17 protein-coding genes are annotated in these 17,450 nt (G+C 60.3%); 14 read left to right on the top strand and 3 right to left on the bottom strand.

What is annotated here, in order from left to right:
* Positions 1-145: 145 nt before the first annotated feature.
* Complete coding sequence (locus tag BM408_RS09970) at positions 146-1,081, bottom strand: DMT family transporter (RefSeq protein WP_092129457.1); 936 nt, start codon at positions 1,079-1,081, stop codon at positions 146-148.
* Positions 1,082-1,200: 119 nt separating this feature from the next.
* Here BM408_RS09970 and BM408_RS09965 point away from each other — a divergent pair, with 119 nt between their 5' ends.
* Positions 1,201-2,127, top strand: a complete 927-nt coding sequence (locus BM408_RS09965; protein ID WP_092129455.1) for a LysR family transcriptional regulator — start codon at positions 1,201-1,203, stop codon at positions 2,125-2,127.
* A 48-nt stretch (positions 2,128-2,175) separates the two neighbouring features.
* Here BM408_RS09965 and BM408_RS09960 read toward each other — a convergent pair whose 3' ends face one another.
* Positions 2,176-2,661 (bottom strand): Lrp/AsnC family transcriptional regulator, encoded by a 486-nt coding sequence (locus tag BM408_RS09960; protein ID WP_092129453.1) that lies wholly within the window; start codon positions 2,659-2,661, stop codon positions 2,176-2,178.
* 147 nt (positions 2,662-2,808) lie between these two features.
* Between BM408_RS09960 and glmS the strand changes: the two genes are divergently transcribed.
* The 5 genes from glmS to BM408_RS09935 all read left to right on the top strand — a co-directional run bounded on the left by glmS (position 2,809) and on the right by BM408_RS09935 (position 8,204).
* Positions 2,809-4,659, top strand: coding sequence for a glutamine--fructose-6-phosphate transaminase (isomerizing) (gene glmS, locus BM408_RS09955; RefSeq protein WP_092129451.1), 1,851 nt, complete (start codon positions 2,809-2,811; stop codon positions 4,657-4,659).
* A 421-nt stretch (positions 4,660-5,080) separates the two neighbouring features.
* The gene (locus BM408_RS09950) at positions 5,081-5,563 is read left to right on the top strand and encodes a GreA/GreB family elongation factor (RefSeq protein ID WP_092129449.1); all 483 of its coding nucleotides are present in this window, start codon (positions 5,081-5,083) and stop codon (positions 5,561-5,563) included.
* A 275-nt stretch (positions 5,564-5,838) separates the two neighbouring features.
* Complete coding sequence (locus BM408_RS09945) at positions 5,839-6,741, top strand: glutamate ABC transporter substrate-binding protein (RefSeq protein ID WP_092129447.1); 903 nt, start codon at positions 5,839-5,841, stop codon at positions 6,739-6,741.
* Positions 6,742-6,744: 3 nt separating this feature from the next.
* Positions 6,745-7,407, top strand: a complete 663-nt coding sequence (locus tag BM408_RS09940) for an amino acid ABC transporter permease (RefSeq protein ID WP_092129446.1) — start codon at positions 6,745-6,747, stop codon at positions 7,405-7,407.
* Entirely contained in the window at positions 7,404-8,204 is an 801-nt protein-coding gene (locus BM408_RS09935; protein WP_092129444.1) for an amino acid ABC transporter permease, read from the top strand. The genes BM408_RS09940 and BM408_RS09935 overlap by 4 nt, the downstream gene beginning before the upstream one ends.
* A 142-nt stretch (positions 8,205-8,346) precedes the next feature.
* On the opposite strand, the gene BM408_RS09930 is transcribed toward BM408_RS09935, so the two are convergent.
* On the bottom strand, positions 8,347-9,228 hold the full coding sequence (locus BM408_RS09930) for a LysR family transcriptional regulator (protein ID WP_092129442.1): 882 nt from the start codon (positions 9,226-9,228) through the stop codon (positions 8,347-8,349).
* Positions 9,229-9,340: 112 nt separating this feature from the next.
* Here BM408_RS09930 and BM408_RS09925 point away from each other — a divergent pair, with 112 nt between their 5' ends.
* The 8 genes from BM408_RS09925 (at position 9,341) to BM408_RS09890 (ending at position 17,439) form a co-directional block, all read left to right on the top strand.
* Positions 9,341-10,021, top strand: coding sequence for a Bax inhibitor-1/YccA family protein (locus tag BM408_RS09925; RefSeq protein WP_092129440.1), 681 nt, complete (start codon positions 9,341-9,343; stop codon positions 10,019-10,021).
* A 15-nt stretch (positions 10,022-10,036) separates the two neighbouring features.
* Complete coding sequence (locus BM408_RS09920; RefSeq protein WP_092129438.1) at positions 10,037-10,306, top strand: TFIIB-type zinc ribbon-containing protein; 270 nt, start codon at positions 10,037-10,039, stop codon at positions 10,304-10,306.
* Between the two features lie 178 nt (positions 10,307-10,484).
* Positions 10,485-10,802, top strand: coding sequence for a hypothetical protein (locus BM408_RS09915; protein ID WP_371327000.1), 318 nt, complete (start codon positions 10,485-10,487; stop codon positions 10,800-10,802).
* A 530-nt stretch (positions 10,803-11,332) separates the two neighbouring features.
* Positions 11,333-11,851, top strand: coding sequence for a GspH/FimT family pseudopilin (locus BM408_RS09910; RefSeq protein ID WP_371327002.1), 519 nt, complete (start codon positions 11,333-11,335; stop codon positions 11,849-11,851).
* 29 nt (positions 11,852-11,880) lie between these two features.
* On the top strand, positions 11,881-12,438 hold the full coding sequence (gene pilV, locus BM408_RS09905) for a type IV pilus modification protein PilV (RefSeq protein ID WP_175541745.1): 558 nt from the start codon (positions 11,881-11,883) through the stop codon (positions 12,436-12,438).
* Positions 12,360-13,349 (top strand): PilW family protein, encoded by a 990-nt coding sequence (locus tag BM408_RS09900; protein WP_092129432.1) that lies wholly within the window; start codon positions 12,360-12,362, stop codon positions 13,347-13,349. The genes pilV and BM408_RS09900 overlap by 79 nt, the downstream gene beginning before the upstream one ends.
* Before the next feature lie 68 nt (positions 13,350-13,417).
* The gene (locus BM408_RS09895) at positions 13,418-13,924 is read left to right on the top strand and encodes a pilus assembly PilX family protein (protein WP_092129430.1); all 507 of its coding nucleotides are present in this window, start codon (positions 13,418-13,420) and stop codon (positions 13,922-13,924) included.
* Between the two features lie 11 nt (positions 13,925-13,935).
* Entirely contained in the window at positions 13,936-17,439 is a 3,504-nt protein-coding gene (locus tag BM408_RS09890; RefSeq protein WP_092129428.1) for a pilus assembly protein, read from the top strand.
* Positions 17,440-17,450 lie beyond the last annotated feature (11 nt).

The raw sequence follows: 17,450 nt of genomic DNA, 5'->3' as shown, positions 1-17,450 counted from the left end.
AGCGTAGGGACCCAGACTGCGGGTCGCCTTTTCTTTGGTGACTTTCTTTTGGCGAAGCAAAAGAAAGTTACTGGCCGCCGGGCCACCCCCGGCCAGCAGAACTCAGATAAGCGCTAAGGCCGGAGCAAGACCGGCCAAAAACAATTCAACCCTTAACCCGATTAACCAAAAACACCCCAAATATCGCCAACCCCCCACCAGCCAGCAAACTGGCACTCAAAGGCTCCCCCAGAATCAACCACCCCAGCAACACACCGAAAACAGGCACCAGGTTGTTAAACACAACAGTCCGCGCCGCACCCAGCCGGCGCAAGCCGTCGTAGTACCAGACAAACGCCACGGCCGTGCCGAATACGCCGAGGAACACCAGGCCTGCCCACACTTCAACGGTGAACGACGCGGCATGCACATGCGGTACATCGCGCAGCGCCAGCAGGCCCAAAAACAAAGTGCCCCAGATCGCGGCCCACAGCGTGGCCAGCACAGGGGAGAGGCCCTGCAGCAGCTTGCGGCCCAGCAGGGTATAGACGGCCCAGGCACACACCGCGCCGAACATCGAGAGTTCACCCTTGCCGACGGATTGCGCGATCTGCGACAGGTCGCCGCGCGTCACCACCACCCACACACCCAGCAGCGCCAGGGCCACGCCCAGCCAGCGTGTGGCCGAGAGACGGTCGCCCAGCAGCGCGACGGCAATCAGCAGCGTGACGACGGGGTTGAGCGCAATGATGAGTGAGGTGCGGCCCGCAGGCAGCACCGAGAGGGCGGTGAAGAACAGCAGGTTGTAGGTAAAGATGCCGGTAGCGCCGAGCGCCATGGTGCCCAGCAACTGGCGCCGCGTGAGCGTCGTGAGGGCGCGCAGGCCTTCGGTGAAATGCAGTGCTGCCATTAGCGCCAGCGTGGCAAATACAAAGCGGATAAAGCCGGCCGTGGCGGGCGGCAAATGCGCCGAGATGACGCGCCCGGCGATAAAGGTCGCGCCCCAGAGCATGGGCACGCAGCTCAGGCGCAAATAGATGCCCAGCAGGCTGGCGCCGGGCGCGGGTGAGGATGCGACAGGGGAGGTGGCGGCAGCGGTCATGGAGTTCTTGAAGAGAGAGGGATGGTGAAAAAGGGGCAAATCGCGTAAATTCATGCATGAGATTAGTTGTTAAGTAACTCACTATCAAATGAGCATTCACTCATAGGCATTCACTCATCATGACCCTGGCCCAACTCGAAGTGCTGATCACCCTGGACGAATGCCGCAGTTTTTCGCGCGCTGCGATGCGGCTGGGCACCACACAATCTGCCGTCAGCCATGCGCTGCGCGCGCTGGAGACGCAGTTCGGCGTCAAGCTCGCGCAGCGCGATGCCTCCGGCGTGACCATGACCGACGCCGGCGAACGCCTGCTGCTGCGCGCCCGCGAGATGACGGCCCTGGCCGCCACCATGACGCAAGAGCTGGGCGACGCCAAAGAGCTGAAAACCGGCACGCTGCGCATAGGCTCCTTCGGCCCGACGTCTACCGTCAACTTGCTGCCGCCCCTGCTGGCCGCTTTCAAAAAACGCCACCCCGGCGCGCAGGTGCGCATTGAAGAAGAAAGCGATGAAGTGATTGACGGCTGGCTGCTGCAAAAGCGCGTGGAGCTTGGCTTTGTGGTGGTGCCTGATGAGCGCTTTGAAGTGCTGCCGCTGGTGCAGGACGAGTTTGTCGCCATCCTGCCGGCGGGGCATGCGCTGGCCCAACACAAGGCCGTGCCCGTCAGCGCGCTGACGGGGCTGGACTTTGTGCTGACCGAGGCCGGTTGCGGCCCGGTCGTGGTGCCCATCCTGCAAAAAAACATTGCGCTGCCCAAGGTGCTGTACCACTTCACGCAGATCATCTCCATCCTGCAATTTGTGCAGCAGGGGCTGGCGGTGTCGGTTGCGGCGCGGCTGGCCTTGCCCGATGCACCGCCGGGCGTGGTCTACCGGCCGCTGCTGCCCACACAGCCGCGCACGGTGGGGCTGGCTTGCCTGGACGTGGCCAGGCTGTCGCCGCTGGCACGGGCGTTTTGGGACTTGGCGCGTGAGCAGGCCTCGGCACGAAAGGCTGCGACAGACAAGCCGACGGCGCGGATGCGTGCCAAGCTGGCACTGGCCTGATTCCGGCTTTTGGGGTGCTATAAATTCAAGAGCTGCCTGCGCCCGTCTTTATTGGGCTAGCAGCACTTTCGGCTCAAACTTGGCCCGCTTGGTGCTGAAGAAGGCCTTTACGTTGCGCACATTCGCATCGCTGGTAAACAGCCGCTGCGCCAGCGCCAGGTAGCGCGGCATGTCGGCCACATGCACCACCAGCATGAAGTCCGGCCCCGGTGAGACGCGATAGCACTGCTGCACTGCGTCGTCCTGCACCACGCGTGCCTCAAACGCTTCTTGCTGCTCGGCGCCCTGCCGCTCCAGCGTGATCTCAACCAGCGCCGTCAGCCCGTGGCCGGTAATGCCGGCCAGTTTGTCGGTGCTGAGTACGGCGATCTCGCGCTCGACCAGGCCTGCATCGCGCAGGCGCTTGACGCGGCGCAGGCAGGTAGGCGGCGAGATGTGGGTACGCTCAGCCAATGCCTGGTTGCTCAGCGAGGCGTCGGTTTGCAGGCTATCGAGCAGCTTGAGGTCTGTCTCGTCTATGGTGATTTGTTCCATTAAATTACTTTAAATGAAATAAAATTTAATCAATAGGCATTGATGAAATTAAATTCCAAAATCAAACAAAAATCAATCACATAACAAAATAGCAAGCACGTAGCATCCCTCCATTGCGTCAATTCATTGATTTCAGGAGACCTTTCTATGTGCGGCATCGTTGCTTCCGTTTCGACACGAAATATCGTTCCCATCCTGGTGCAGGGCCTGCAGCGGCTGGAGTACCGCGGTTATGACTCCTGCGGCGTCGCGGTGTATGCCGGTGGCCTCAAGCGCGCACGCAGCACCTCGCGCGTGGCCGAGCTGCAAGAGCAGGTCGCCACCGACAAGCTCGAAGGCGGCACCGGCATTGCCCACACCCGCTGGGCCACCCACGGCGCGCCGGCCGTGCACAACGCCCACCCGCACTTCAGCCACGGCAGCGGCGCCGCATCGCAAGCCAAGCCCGGCAAGGTTGCGCTGGTGCACAACGGCATCATCGAAAACTACGAAGAGCTGCGCGCCGGCCTGAAGGCCAAGGGTTATGTCTTCGACAGCCAGACCGACACCGAAGTCATCGTGCACCTGCTCGACAGCCTCTACGACGGCGATTTGTTTGAAGCCCTGAAAGCCACCGTGGCGCAACTGCACGGCGCTTATGCGATTGCCGCCTTCTGCAAAGACGAGCCGCACCGCGTCGTCGGCGCGCGCGCCGGCTCGCCACTGATTCTGGGTGTGGGCAAAGACAAGACCGAGAACTTCCTCGCCAGCGACGCGATGGCGCTGGCCGGCGTGACCGACCAGATCGTCTACCTTGAAGAAGGCGACATGGTCGACATCCAGCTTGGTAAATACTGGATCGTCGGCAAAGACGGCAAGCCCGCGCAGCGCGACGTCAAAACCGTGCAGGCCCACAGCGGCGCGGCCGAGCTGGGCCCCTACCGCCACTACATGCAAAAAGAAATTTTTGAGCAGCCGCGCGCCATTGCCGACACGCTCGAAGGTGTTGAAGGCATAGTCCCCGAGCTGTTTGGCGACGAGGCCTTCCGCGTCTTCAAAGACATCGACTCCGTCCTCATCCTGGCCTGCGGCACCAGCTACTACAGCGGCTGCGCCGCCAAGTACTGGCTCGAGTCGATTGCCGGCATCCCCACACAAGTCGAAGTGGCCAGCGAATACCGCTACCGCACCTCGGTGCCCAACCCCAAGTCGCTCGTCGTCACCATCACCCAAAGCGGTGAGACGGCCGACACCCTGGCCGCGCTGCGCCACGCGCAAAGCCTGGGCATGACGCAAACCCTCACCATCTGCAACGTGTCAACGTCCGCCATGGTGCGCGAATGCAAGCTCGCCTACATCACGCGCGCGGGCGTGGAGATTGGCGTTGCATCCACCAAGGCCTTCACCACCCAACTCGCAGGCCTCTTCCTGCTCACCCTAGCCCTGGCCCAAAGCAAAGGCAAGCTCACAGACGAAGAAGAGGCTGGCCACCTCAAAGCCATGCGCCACCTGCCCGCAGCCCTGCAAGCCGTGCTGGCGCTGGAGCCGCAAGTCATCAGCTGGGCCGAAGACTTCGCCAAGATGGAAAACGCACTTTTCCTCGGCCGCGGCCTGCATTACCCCATCGCCCTCGAAGGCGCCCTCAAGCTCAAAGAGATCAGCTACATCCACGCAGAGGCTTACCCCGCAGGTGAACTCAAACACGGCCCCCTGGCCCTCGTCACCAGCGAAATGCCCGTCGTCACCGTCGCCCCCAACGACGCACTGCTCGAAAAACTCAAAAGCAATATGCAGGAAGTCCGCGCCCGCGGCGGCGTCCTCTACGTACTGGCCGACGCCGACAGCCACATCGAAAGCGGCGAGGGTTTGCATGTGATCCGCATGCCTGAACACTACGGCGCACTCAGCCCGCTGCTGCATGTGGTGCCGCTGCAGTTGCTGGCGTATCACACGGCTGTGGCGCGGGGGACGGATGTGGACAAACCCCGCAATCTAGCAAAGAGCGTGACTGTCGAATGACAGTCACGGTGCGCGTCAGCGCACTGCGAGGTTTGGTGGACGCTCACTTCGCGAAGCGAAGTTATGCGGCCACACAAACCCTCCCCACCCGTAACTTGGCAAAGTCTGTGACTGTCGAATGACAGTCACGGTGCGCAATAGCGCTGCGGGGTTTGGTGGACACTTACTTCGCGCAGCGAAGTTACGTGGCCACACAAGCCCTCCCGAAACCTGGCGAAATCCGTCACTGTTGAGTGACGGATTTGCGCGGCATTTCATGCCGCGCAGCGTAGCCGCCAGGTTTATTGGCTTGGAGGAGAACTCATAGGCGGCAAGAATAAACGTTGACGGTGCACTGCCGAAAGTGCAATCGGGTCGACGGCTGGAGGAGCCCTTCATAATTAAGACCTTCCCGGCTTGTTTGAGAGGTCTACCTTCCGTCATGAATAAATTCTCGCTGCAACAGCAGGTGCTGAAACGGCTCGCCGAAGACCTGCTGCAAGCCGAAGATGCAGTGCGGGTGGCACACGAAACGGCGACCCACGCAGAAAATATCGCCGAAAACAAATACGACACATTGGGACTCGAAGCCGCCTACCTGGCCACCGGCCAAGTTCGGCGCGCCGAAGCCATCCGCCAGGCGATGGCCAAGTGGCACCAATTCCGCCCGCGTCCCTACGACGCCAGTAAAGGGATACAGCTCGGAGCGCTGGTCTGCCTGGTCGATTCCGACGACAAGCAGCAACAGCTCTTTCTCGGCCCGGATGGGGGCAGCATGCAGTTGGGAAGCGGGACTCAGCTGGTTCAGGTCATCAGCATGGAAGCCCCTTTGGGCATGGCCATGCTGGGCAAATGCGAGGGTGATGATGTGTCGATACAGGTCGCTGCAATCCGACAGCAGTTTGAGGTGCTGCGGGTTCATTGAGCCGTGAACGACTCCTCTGGGCCCATTACAGCCGTCCGTAAGATGAAAGCTTTCGGCCAGAAGCGGACACTATGCCAATCAGACTTTTTCAGCAGACCGATGCCTCAGACGTGTCCATCTCTTTCCCTTCGTCCGCACTGCTTGTCACGCTGGCGAAGACAGGCGTATCGGTAGGCCCGGGAGTCGAAGGGCCAGGAAAGCAGTATGCATATTCCAAAACCGCTATATCGACTTCTATATATTCGTTTGCATCACCCACCATCCAAGAGGAATGCATGTCCATCCAATCCGTCCTGAAATCCACCGTGGTCGCACTGACTATCGTTGCCGGTGCGCCGCTTTTCGCGCAAGGCACGCCCATCAATGCGCCGGCGTTTGATGCGCTGATCGCCCAGGGCCCCGTTGCTGACGCTGCGACCATCGCTTCGAGCACCTGGGCCAGCAAGATCAAGAAGGCCGGCACGCTGCGCCTGGGCGGTACCCAAACCTCGAATCTTTTCTCCTTGCTCAATGAGAAGGACGGCAAGATCCGCGGTTTCGACGCGGGTCTGGCCCAGCTCATCACGCGCTACATTCTGGGCGACGGGTCCAAGTTCCAGTTCACGCAGGTGAACTCGTCCACACGCGAACAGGTGCTCATCAACGACCAGGTGGACATCGTGTTCGCCACCTACTCCATCAACCCCGCCCGCGCTGAGAAAATCTCCTTCGCCGGTCCTTACTACACCTCACAGGCTGGCGTGTTGGTCAAGTCGAACAACAAGGCGATCCAGTCATACAACGATCTCGCCGGCAAGAAGACCGCCACGCAGGCCGGATCTACGGGCCCCGCGATCCTGGCGCAGTTCGCGCCCAAAGCTACCGTGCAAGAGTTCCAGACACATCAGGAAGCCCTCGACGCACTGCGCCAGGGACGTGTGGACGCCTACGTGACCGATCACACACTGCTGCTCAACGTCCTGAGCCTTGGCACCGGAGACGCGCAACTGGCCGGCGCGCCCTTTGGTGCGCAGGACCCCTACGGCGTCGGCCTGCCCAAGGGCTCCGACGGTGTGGCCTTCATCAATGCCTTCCTGAAGAAGATCGAAGCCGACGGCACCTGGGGCAAGCTGTGGACGGTCTCCATCGGACAACGCACCGGCAACACTGCTGTTCCGACGCCGCCCGCCCTGCCTTAAACAATGGGCAGTGTCTCCAGTCTCCTGGCCAGCTACGGGCCTGCCTTCGGGCAGGCCCTTTTGCTGACCTGGAAGCTCACAGCCATCTCGTTTGTCGCCGGCTTCGTGCTGGGCACGGTCGTGACGGTGCTCCGGCTTCTGCCGTTGCGGCCGCTGCGCTTCGTGTTGACCGTCTACGTCGAGATCTTCCGCAACATTCCCAGCGTTGCGCTGCTGATCTTCATCGTGTTCGCGCTGCCCGATCTCAACGTCCTGATCGACTATGAGCCCAGCGTGATCCTGACATTGACGCTGGTGTGTTCCGCGTTCACGGCGGACTACCTGCGCACCGGCATCAACACCGTCGCCGGTGGCCAGGCGGAGGCCGCACTCAGCCTGGGCATGCGTCCGATACGCGTCATCACTGCGGTGGTGTTGCCTCAGGCGCTGCGCGCGGTGGTGCAGCCGATGACCTCGCTGCTCATTGCGCTGATGTTGTCGACCTCGCTGGCTTCGCAGGTTCCGCTTCCGGGCCGCGAACTCACCGCGCTTGTGGCCAAGATCGCCAATGACTCCGCCGCCGGCATGTCCGCGTTCGCGGTGGCTGCTGCGATGTACCTGGTATCGGGCCTGCTCATCGCCTGGGCCGGCGCCATCCTTGAAAAGAAGATGCGGATACTGCGATGAGCCGCGCGCTGGAAGACATTCTCTTTGGTGCTCCGAGCCCCAGTGCCCGGGCCGTCACCCGGGCTGTGAGCGCGGCCGTCGCGGTTGTATTGCTCGTAGTGGCCGCAGGCATCCTGTACCGGTTCCATGCCGCAGGCCAGCTCGACGCGCGGCTCTGGAAAATCTTCGCCTGGACCACGACCTGGGGCTTCCTGGCCAAGGGCCTGCTTGGCACGCTCGCATCGGCGGCAACGGCCGCCGTCATCGCGCTGGTCCTCGGCTTGGTTCTGCTGTTGGGCCGCATGTCGCGGCTGCGGCTGGCGCGGTGGCCCAGCATCGCGGTCATCGAATTCCTGCGTGGCGTGCCGACGCTGCTGCTCATCTACGTGTGTTTTCTGGTGCTTCCGTCGGCCGGGATCAAGCTGAGTACCTACTGGATGTTGACCTTGCCCGTCGGGCTCAGCATCGCCGCAGTGGTGGCCGAGGTCTACCGCGCGGGCGTGCTGGCCGTCCCCCGCGGCCAGACCGACGCTGCGCGAAGCCTGGGGTTGACCGAGGCACAGGTATTCTTCTCCGTCGTCTTTCCTCAAGCCTTGCGCTACATCGTCCCGGCACTGGTCGCGCAACTGGTCATCGTGGTCAAAGACACCACCTTCGGCTATGTCGTCACCTACGGCGAACTGATGCAGAACGCCAAGGTGCTAATCGCCAACTACCACGCGCTGGTACCCGTATACCTTGTTGTAGCAGTGTTGTACTGCCTGGTGAACTACTTCATATCAAGAATGAGCCAACGGCTCGGCCGGCCCATACATTGACCACCACGAAGCCGCTCACGGGCCGGTGACGTGCCGGTGACGTGCCGGTGACGTGCCGGTGACGCGGCATCTCGCCAGCTCGCTATAGACATGCGGCAGCGCAAAGCAGCGCTCATGCGGACTGAATGGCGCGCCTCGCAAATCAGTGGGGGATGAGCAATTGCTGGATCACGGGGTGCTTCACTTTGCGCTCCGTGCTGATGGCATAGTAGTTTTCATCTACACCTTCACAAGGACCCAGCAACCTGACTTGATGGCGCTTCATGAGGTCATCTTGTACCGACAGCGCAGCCGGAAAAACGCCCAGCCCGCTGCCACCGAATGTTTCCAGCAGGGCGCTGTCCTCAAACTCTCCAACAACTCGCGGGCGCAGCCCGTGCTGGGTAAGCCACTGGTCCAGTGGCCCGCGCACGATGGAATGTGAAGTTGGCAGCAATACCGGCACCTTGCCTAATGACGCCGGGAAATCTTTTTGAGCCGCCTTCCACCAACGCTGCGATGCGTACCACCCCATACCTGAAGTGCCCAGGGAATGGTTGTGCACCTTCAGATGTGGATTGAACGGTGCGGGGTGGTCAGAGAGCACAACATCCAGCCGATGCATGGCCAGGTCGGCCAGAAGGTCGGCCATTTCACCCTCGTGGCACACGAGCCTCAGGTCGGGCGTGCCCAGCACCGGCTGAAGCAGGCGCTGCACCACCAGCTTGGGCAGGCCGTCTGCAATGCCTACCGTAAGCCGAACTGATTTGACCTGAGCGGCATTGCGTACCAATTCAGGTAGCGCTTCGCCCAACTGGAAGATTTGCTCGGCCTGCTGCAAGGCAACGTCGCCTGCTTCGGTCAGCGCCAGGCCACGCCCAGCGGGTTTGAGCAGCTGGCATCCCAAGTCCCGCTCCAGTTCCCGTACCTGGGCGCTGATGGTCTGCACCGCCATGTCCAGCCGCGCCGCCGCGTGCGACATGCCGCCTTCCTTCGCAACGACCCAGAAATAGTACAAATGCCGATAGTTGAATGCGAGACTCATAGTCAGTTTTTACGGGATGGTAGATCAGCCATTTTCTGCTTTTTATTGGTGAATGGAAGCCCTATTCTGTATTCACTACCGCGGATCTTCTGCGACTCAAGAAAGGCACACCATGAATCGACCATTAGTTCTCTCACCTCAAACCGCCGGCTCCGGCTGGGGCGCAGGCCTTGCAAAGCACAGGGTGCTCCGTAACACCTATGCCTTGCTGTCCATGACGCTGTTGTTCAGCGCCGCGATGGCCGCGTTGAGTGTCTTCCTCAAGCTGCCGGCCCCTGGGTTGATCATTACGCTGGCCGGATATTTCGGATTGCTGTTCCTCATCCATAAGGTGCAGAACAGCGGCTGGGCCGTCCCGGCGGTTTTCGCTCTCACCGGCTTTATGGGCTACACGCTTGGCCCTTTGCTGGCTATGCATTTGGCCCTGCCAGGCGGAGCGCAGACCATCGCACTGGCGCTTGGCACGACGGGCGTGACTTTCCTGACCTTGTCCGGCTGGGTATTGGCCACACGGCGTGACTTCAGCTTCATGGGCGGTTTCCTGTTCGCCGGCATGGTGATCGCGATTCTGGCGGGCCTGGCGGCGATGTTCCTGCAGATGCCGGCGCTGGCGCTGGCCGTGTCGGCCGTGGTGGCACTGCTGTCGGCAGGAATGATCCTGTTTGAAACCAGCCGCATCGTGAACGGCGGCGAGACCAATTACGTCTTGGCCACCGTAAGCCTCTTCGTTTCCCTGTTCAATCTTTTTACCAGCCTGTTGAGCCTCTTCGGCTTCGGCGGCAGCAACGACTAATTCAAGGAGAAACTCATGAAATGCCCTCATTGCAACGACGTCACACTGGTCATGACGGAGCGCCAAGGCGTTGAAATCGATTACTGCCCTCAATGCCGCGGTGTATGGCTGGACCGTGGTGAGTTGGACAAGCTCATAGCGCGCGACGTGGCCGCCGCACCGGCGCAGCAACCGGCATATCAGCAACCGGCACGGCGACCTGACTTTCAGGATTCAGACTACCGCCACAACACGGGTTATGGCAGGCGCAAGCCCAAATCGTGGCTCAGTGAAATATTCGACTGAGGCAGACGCCCGGCCGAGTGAGCCGGATGGCCCAGTCTTCCTTCTTATTCATTTTTACTTCGGGAAATTCGTGAACACTTCTTTTCGCACCACCACATCTGTGATCGCCCTGACTATCGCTTCGCTGGCCCTGCCTTCGCTTGCATTCGCCAAGCGAATGGGAAGTGGAGGCAGAACGATGCCGGCCGCCCGAGCCGGCAATGCCCCGGTCGCTCCAGCAGCCAAGGCCCCGGCGCCCGCTGCCGCACCCGCCGTTACCGCAGCTCCGGCCGCTGCGGCTGCACCCGCTGCCCGTGGACCCGGCTTGATGGGCACTATGGGCGCAGTCGCCGTGGGCGCAGTTGCCGGCACCATGGCCGGCAATGCGCTGGCTGGCGGCAATGCCTCCGATAAGGAGGCCAAGGCCAAGGAGGCAGAGAAAGAAGCCCAGGAGCTTCAACAAAAGGCCGACGAAGCCAAGCGCAAGGCTGAAGCTGCTCGCGCGATAGCGAAGTAGTCACCTATTAGCTGGCGACCACCTCTGCTGGAGACAGAGGCCGTAATCTCTTCTGGCCTGTCCGCCTTTACTGGCGCGAAGGCACCCATGTCAGTGCTATTCGCCTGCCTTCTGTTCGGGCTGTAGCTCGCCGTTTTTGGGATCGCCCCAAGGGTTCATGGACACCCACTTGCATCGACAAATGTGTGGCGTGGATCTGTATTTGCCGCAACGTCCAACAATGGCTGACGTTTAGCCGCGGTGTGTTGTGGAGATGGGTGATTCCGATCTCCACCAGTCTCGCGGACTTGACTATTGTTGACAATTCGCTTGTGAATTGGACGAGAGAATTGGCGCCGGGTAATTAGTAACTCGCGCGATCAACTTAAGCGATGCATGGGCCGCACACCAAAGTCAGTCTCATGCATTTCGCAGATCGCACGAAACTTTTCGTCGCCGGTTCTGAGATCTCCACGTCAGTGTTTTCCTAATTCATAGCTAGCTGCATGTCCAGGTTGTCGTTTTCGCGTGGTTTCACCATGATCGAGTTGATGGTGACCGTCACAGTCGGCGCCATATTGCTCAGCATTGGACTTCCCATGATGCGCAATTTCCTGGAGCGCAATGCGGTGGCCGGTCAGCTGAACAGTTTTATAAGCGCCATCAACCTTGCGCGCTCAGAAGCCATCAAGCGGGGTACACCGGTGGTGATCTGCCGCAGCGTTGATGCGGCAGCCAGCAATCAGCCCACCTGTGCCGGCAGCGGAACAGGTTGGGAGTCCGGCTGGATTGTGTTCGTTGACCGCGATGGCAATAGCCAGATGAACTCTGGTTCAACTGCCAGCGACGTGTTGCTGCGTGTGCAGGGCACTGTCACCGACACCGGTGGCATCGAGCAAAACGTCTTCCGAAAGCTGGTGTTCCTGCCTACCGGCCTGATGCGGTCAGGCGCTTCGCAGTTCACTTTCAATTCCCAGTCACTTTCCTCCAACCAGCAACGCCGTGTCTGCGTCACGATGTCCGGACGGACCCGGCTGATTAACAACCCGGTTGATCTATGCACCCCCTGAGTTCATGTATCCGGCTTGCGGCGTGTGGGATGAAAAGCAACTTTCAAAAAGGCTCATCCCTGCTCGAAGTGTTGATCGCCATGCTGGTCATGTCGTTTGCGCTTCTGGCGTTAAGCGGCGCGACGGCCGCGGCGCTGCTGAATTCCAAACTGTCCCAGTTTCAAACCATCGGGTCGCAACTGGCACAAGAGTACGGAGAAAGAGCCCGCGGCAATGTCGCCGGATTTCGCGCCGGAAACTACAACCAGGTCACGGCCTATTCAGGCGCATCGGGTGCGGTAGCCGTACCCCCTTGCGCAATGCCCACAAATTGCACGGCGGCAGAACTGGCCGCGATTGACGTTGCCGAGTGGACCAATGCGTTGCGGCGCAGATTGCCTGGCGACGGCGCTTATGTCACCGGCGACGCCACCAACAAGCTGGCGACAGACATCTGGGTGATCTGGAACGAACCCGATCTAAGTTTTAACGCCAGCAGCCTGTCTGTATCCGCCAGCGGCGGAGATCGATGCCCGGCGCCTGCATTGGCGGGCCTGCCGGCGGCCGCCGCCAGGCCGCGCTGCATGTATTTTCGGGTGAGCCTGTGAATCAGCGCGGCCGCACCTTGCTCGAGTTGCTGATCAGCATGGTCATTGGGCTGGTGGTTGTTGGGGCTATTTCCGTGGTGTACCTGGCCACGATGTCTACCAGCCGCCAATCGTCTTCCACCAATCGCATCAGTGAAGATGCCGCCATGGTGATGGCCATACTGGGCAATAACCTCCGCATGGCCGGCTACAGCCCGCCTCGCGCGATTTTTTCGCCCGGAGGTGCACTGGTGAATGGCGTCAAAGTGACCAATCCAGACAGGCATTTCACCGGCGCCGGCATCCGCGGCTGTGATTTTGGTTTCAGCAGCGCAGCCAATGCGAAGTTTGACGATCTAACGTGCAATCCGAATGCCGGCTCGGGGCAGGCGGCATTCGTTGTGCGTTTTGAAGGTGATGATGTCAACACCCTGGCGGTGGGAGGCAATCCCAGCGATTGCCTGACCAGCGGCATCACGGCCAATACGGTTTCAAGCTATGACGCAAGCAACTACAAGCTCGTCGAATCCCGGTTTTCTGTTGCCATCGACCCGAGCAGTGGCACGCCTGAGCTCTTTTGTGCAGGGTCTGGTGGTGCGGCCCCGTTTGTCCGGCAGCCGCTCATGCAGTTCGTGGAGCAAATGGTCATCCGCTATGGCATCGCTGATGACGGCCTCAGCGGAAACGTGGTGCGTTATGTAACCCAGACGCAACTGGACGCATTGGCCGGCAGTGTTGAATCGCGCTGGTCACGTGTGGTCAATGTCAAGCTGTGCATTGTGATGCGCAGTGAAGGCCGCGACCAGAAGGGCGCAGGCAACTACATTGATTGCGCCGGAAATTCCGTGGCTTCCGCCAATGGGCTGGTTCGCCGCTCATTCACATCGGTCTTTGCGCTGCGCAACCGTGCTGACTTTGCGAGTTCATCTTGAGCATGAAGTACCCGCATCTTCCGCATCGAAGAAGTCACACGGCACGGCAGGCGGGTGTGGTTCTGGCCATGGTGCTTATTTTTCTCAGCGTGCTGTCGGTGGTGGCGCTGTATACCGTGCGTGACGCCGTGACAGGAGAGCAGGTCTCCAAAAACATCCATACCAATGCGGTGGCCATGCAGTCGGCAGAGACGGCCATGCGCTTGTGCGAGGACGCTGTGCGCACGGGGCAGGCCATGCTGGGCTCGGCAAGCGTTGTCAAAAATGATGCGTCGGAAGGATTGGCCGGCGGCGATATGCCAACGCAGTGGAAAACACGCGCCAACTGGTATGCCGGCGCCGCGAAAGTCACGCTGATACCTGCCGACTACATCACCACCGCCAGCATGCGCCCCCTGCCGCGCCCGCGCTGCATGATTGAGCAATACCGCTTGCGCAGGCCCGACGGTGACGCCACCTTGAGTGACCCTTACCTGATCACTGCCGTGGGTTACAGCCCCGACTATCTGGCTAACGCCAATGGCAATGCCGTTGCCGGTAGTGAAGTCTGGCTCCAGTCTGTTCTGCGTCCCTGAAAAGAGTTGTGATGGCAACAAAGATTTCTCATGTTTTGCTGATGGCGATGCCTGCTTTGCTCTTGGCCGGTGAGGCCGCGGCCCAAATGCTGCAGGCGCCTGTTCAGGTCACGGCTGGCGTAGTTCCGCCAAATATCATGTTTACCCTGGATGACTCAGGGTCAATGAATTTGGAGTGTGTGCCTGATGAGTGCACTGGAGGCTTCGGTTTTAGCATCACGCCTCTCAGCAACAACGCACCGGTGAACCCGGTTGGCGGTTACTCGACATTGAGAAAGTTGATCACTTACGACAAAGGCAGTCCGAGTATTTTTAACCGAACGGTGCGATCAGCCGCAGTGAACCCACTTTATTACAACCCTGCCGTTCGCTATCTACCCTGGCTCAAGTCTGACGGTTCCAGGTACCCGGCATATGCCGGCACCGCAGCGCGAGATTTTCCCGAAATTCCTGGCTCGGCAGATGTGCAAAACCTGGCGGTCTCGCGGCCGATCCGTGCGCGCTGGTGTGTAAGCCCCACAACGTCCTCTTGCCCGGAGGACAGCCAGAATGTTTATGTAGCTCAATACTTCAATCTGACAGGCTCTGATATCAAGGCTGTCAGCAGCTACACCCAGGTACTAATCCAGCCAGGCGGCGTTTACCCGAAAGCGGCCGCCAGAGTGGATTGCACAACATCGGCGGGCGTGTGCACCTACGCCGAGGAGTTGCAGAACTTTTCCAACTGGTATTCGTACCATCGCTCCAGAATGCGTGTGGCCATTGCGGGTACGGCGGAAGCGTTTTCCGTCATCCCAGCTACCTACAGGGTTGGGTATGGACGCCTTAGCAAAATGGAGTCGTCCGATATTGACGGCTTGTCCGTGGACACCATCGAAAAAGGTGTCCGGCCTTTTGTGGATACGGCGGCAGGGAATAAAGGCAGCTTCTATACATGGCTGTTTCAGCAGAAACCGTCAGAGGGAACCCCCTTGCGCCGTGCCATGGATGCGGTGGGCCGGTATTACTCGTACACGGATAACAAAGGCCCCTGGGGAAGCGAGCCTGGCAGCAACAACACAGCGCCTCAACTGGCTTGCAGGCGATCTTTCCACATAATGATGACGGACGGTATGTGGAATGAGGATCCGGCTTCGACCCCGGCGGCTCGCGAGAATGTCGACAACACGGCGGGTCCTGTTATTACCGGCCCAAGATCCCAGCGTTATACCTATTTACCGAGTGGGCCTTACAGGGACGGACATGCGGACACGCTGGCTGATGTGGCCATGTATTACTGGAATCGGGATCTGCATCCCGGTCTGGCAAACGAGGTCAAGGCCTCTGACGAGAACCCGGCTTTTTGGCAGCACATGGTCAACTACACCGTTGCCTTTGGCCTGGCGGGCATCCTCAATCCCAAAACAGATCTGCCTGCACTGACCAGTGGCTCGAAGAGTTGGCCACAGCCTGACGCCGATCGAAAAGAGAACATCGATGACCTGTGGCATGCGGCCGTGAACAGTCGTGGCAGGTATCTGAGCGCCAGCAACACCACCGAGTACTCACTCGCTCTTCAAAATATTATTAATGACATTGCCGCCATGAATGGCAATGAGGCAGGCGTTGCCGTTTCCAGCAGAACCCTGACGCCCTCTTCCGTCACGAGAAAGTATGTGCCGGAGTTTTCGTCGCTGCGCTGGAGTGGTGATCTCAAGGCGATCAATATGTCGTCAACCGGCGCAGACCAGAATGTTGCCTGGACGGCGGCTGCCAATATGCCGGCCCACGGGTCGCGAAACATATTCACCTATAACAAGGCGGCAGCGGGCGCCAAAGGCATTGCCTTTGCATGGGCTGATTTGCCGGATCCCATGCGGGTCAGAGTTTTTGGTTCCGCTTCCGGCGGCGTTGACTTGCTCAATTACCTGCGTGGTGACCGCACGAATGAGGCGGGCACCTACAGGCCGCGCGCCTCCGTATTGGGTGACATCGTCAATTCGACGCCGGTGCTCGTCAAGGACCAGGTGGACGGGCAATACGATTTTCTGCCGCCCAATGTTGCGGGGCAAAGCACTTACCGCCGGTTTCTGACCGCCAAGAAGTTGCGCCAGGCCCAGCTCTTTGTGGGGGCCAACGACGGCATGCTCCATGCCTTCAGTGACGCCAATGGCGCCGAGACCTTCGCCTTTGTACCCGATCCTGTATTGGGTAACCTTAAAAACCTGGCGTCGCCGGTTTACAGGCACCAGTATTTTGTGGATGGCCCCTTGACCGAGGCCGACGTGTACGACACTACCGCGTCCAAATGGCGCAACCTGGTGCTGGGGGGCACCGGCGCCGGTGCCAAAAGCCTGTTTGCCATCAATGTTCCGGTGGTCAACTACCCGGGCACGGCCACCAACGCGCCCGCGGCACTGACAAGCGCCCAGTCCGCGCCTGGGGCATCTGACATCTTGTGGAATATCTCCAGTGCTGACCCGGACTATGCCGAACTGGGGTACGTGCTGCATGCAGCCCAGCACGGCGTCATGCGGGATGGCAGCTGGGTGGTCATTGTGGGAAATGGCTATGAAAGCGCCGGCAAAAAGGCCCAGCTATTCGTCATCAATGCCCTGACAGGCGCGCTGATCAAAAAGCTGGACACGGGCGCAGGTTCCGCATCCAGCCCCAACGGCCTGGGGGGCGTGCGTGTGGTGCGCGATGCAAATGCCCGGATTGTGGCCGCCTACGCCGGCGACCTCTTGGGTAACCTGTGGAAGTTCGACTTTTCTTCTGACCGTCAATCGGACTGGGCGGTCGCTTTTGGCACTACGGGCAGTGCGCGCAACCCTCTGTATGCCACGGCGGCCCCCGAGCCCATTACAGCGGCGCCTGCCTATGCGCTTCATCCAGCGGGGGGCGTGATGATACTGTTTGGCACCGGAAAACTGCATGAAACCGGCGATGCCGCAGAGACCCGACAGCGAGCCTTGTACGGCGTGTGGGACAAGGTGCTGCTGGGTGCCGCGTCCACGACTGCGACAGATCGTGTCACTGACGCGTCGACCATGGTGGCGCAGGCGTTTACGCCGCTGCCCCTGCCCGGCACGACAGGAACTTTTTACGGCTTGACGGTCACGCCGGTGGATTACCACACCAAGCGCGGCTGGCGTCTCCCGCTCACCATGAGCCAGGGGCAGCGGCTGGTGAACGCGCCTGAAATGACCAATGGCCGTGTATCGATGCAGACAGTCACGCCAAGCCTGCCCACCTGCGCTGCGCCCAGCCTGCTGCGCCACGAAATGTCGCTAGCCCCCTTCATGAAGGCGATTGAGCAGCCCACTTTTGACACCAATGGCGACACCGTCATCACCTCAGCTGACGTGCTGACGGCCGTAGCCGCTTCGACGAGCAATAACGGCCCTTTGACCTGGGTCAGAAATACGAAGGGTGGGGTCACCAGCCTGGATGCGAGTGGCAAGGGGATTGAACAAAGTCCATTCGGCCGTGTTGCAAAGCGCTACTGGCGCCAGGTGATTGCACAGCCCAATTGAAGGAGGCGTTT

This window comes from Polaromonas sp. YR568 (genome assembly GCF_900116715.1).
GTDB lineage: Bacteria > Pseudomonadota > Gammaproteobacteria > Burkholderiales > Burkholderiaceae_C > Polaromonas.
This window is presented reverse-complemented; position numbering and strand designations above follow the sequence as displayed.

What these genes read in the sequence shown, in the direction of transcription:
- BM408_RS09970 (WP_092129457.1), bottom strand. Translation starts at nt 1,081, where the DNA reads ATGACCGCTGCCGCCACCTCCCCTGTCGCATCCTCACCCGCGCCCGGC.
- BM408_RS09965 (WP_092129455.1), top strand. Translation starts at nt 1,201, where the DNA reads ATGACCCTGGCCCAACTCGAAGTGCTGATCACCCTGGACGAATGCCGC.
- BM408_RS09960 (WP_092129453.1), bottom strand. Translation starts at nt 2,661, where the DNA reads ATGGAACAAATCACCATAGACGAGACAGACCTCAAGCTGCTCGATAGC.
- glmS (WP_092129451.1), top strand. Translation starts at nt 2,809, where the DNA reads ATGTGCGGCATCGTTGCTTCCGTTTCGACACGAAATATCGTTCCCATC.
- BM408_RS09950 (WP_092129449.1), top strand. Translation starts at nt 5,081, where the DNA reads ATGAATAAATTCTCGCTGCAACAGCAGGTGCTGAAACGGCTCGCCGAA.
- BM408_RS09945 (WP_092129447.1), top strand. Translation starts at nt 5,839, where the DNA reads ATGTCCATCCAATCCGTCCTGAAATCCACCGTGGTCGCACTGACTATC.
- BM408_RS09940 (WP_092129446.1), top strand. Translation starts at nt 6,745, where the DNA reads ATGGGCAGTGTCTCCAGTCTCCTGGCCAGCTACGGGCCTGCCTTCGGG.
- BM408_RS09935 (WP_092129444.1), top strand. Translation starts at nt 7,404, where the DNA reads ATGAGCCGCGCGCTGGAAGACATTCTCTTTGGTGCTCCGAGCCCCAGT.
- BM408_RS09930 (WP_092129442.1), bottom strand. Translation starts at nt 9,228, where the DNA reads ATGAGTCTCGCATTCAACTATCGGCATTTGTACTATTTCTGGGTCGTT.
- BM408_RS09925 (WP_092129440.1), top strand. Translation starts at nt 9,341, where the DNA reads ATGAATCGACCATTAGTTCTCTCACCTCAAACCGCCGGCTCCGGCTGG.
- BM408_RS09920 (WP_092129438.1), top strand. Translation starts at nt 10,037, where the DNA reads ATGAAATGCCCTCATTGCAACGACGTCACACTGGTCATGACGGAGCGC.
- BM408_RS09915 (WP_371327000.1), top strand. Translation starts at nt 10,485, where the DNA reads ATGCCGGCCGCCCGAGCCGGCAATGCCCCGGTCGCTCCAGCAGCCAAG.
- BM408_RS09910 (WP_371327002.1), top strand. Translation starts at nt 11,333, where the DNA reads ATGGTGACCGTCACAGTCGGCGCCATATTGCTCAGCATTGGACTTCCC.
- pilV (WP_175541745.1), top strand. Translation starts at nt 11,881, where the DNA reads ATGAAAAGCAACTTTCAAAAAGGCTCATCCCTGCTCGAAGTGTTGATC.
- BM408_RS09900 (WP_092129432.1), top strand. Translation starts at nt 12,360, where the DNA reads ATGCCCGGCGCCTGCATTGGCGGGCCTGCCGGCGGCCGCCGCCAGGCC.
- BM408_RS09895 (WP_092129430.1), top strand. Translation starts at nt 13,418, where the DNA reads ATGGTGCTTATTTTTCTCAGCGTGCTGTCGGTGGTGGCGCTGTATACC.
- BM408_RS09890 (WP_092129428.1), top strand. Translation starts at nt 13,936, where the DNA reads ATGGCAACAAAGATTTCTCATGTTTTGCTGATGGCGATGCCTGCTTTG.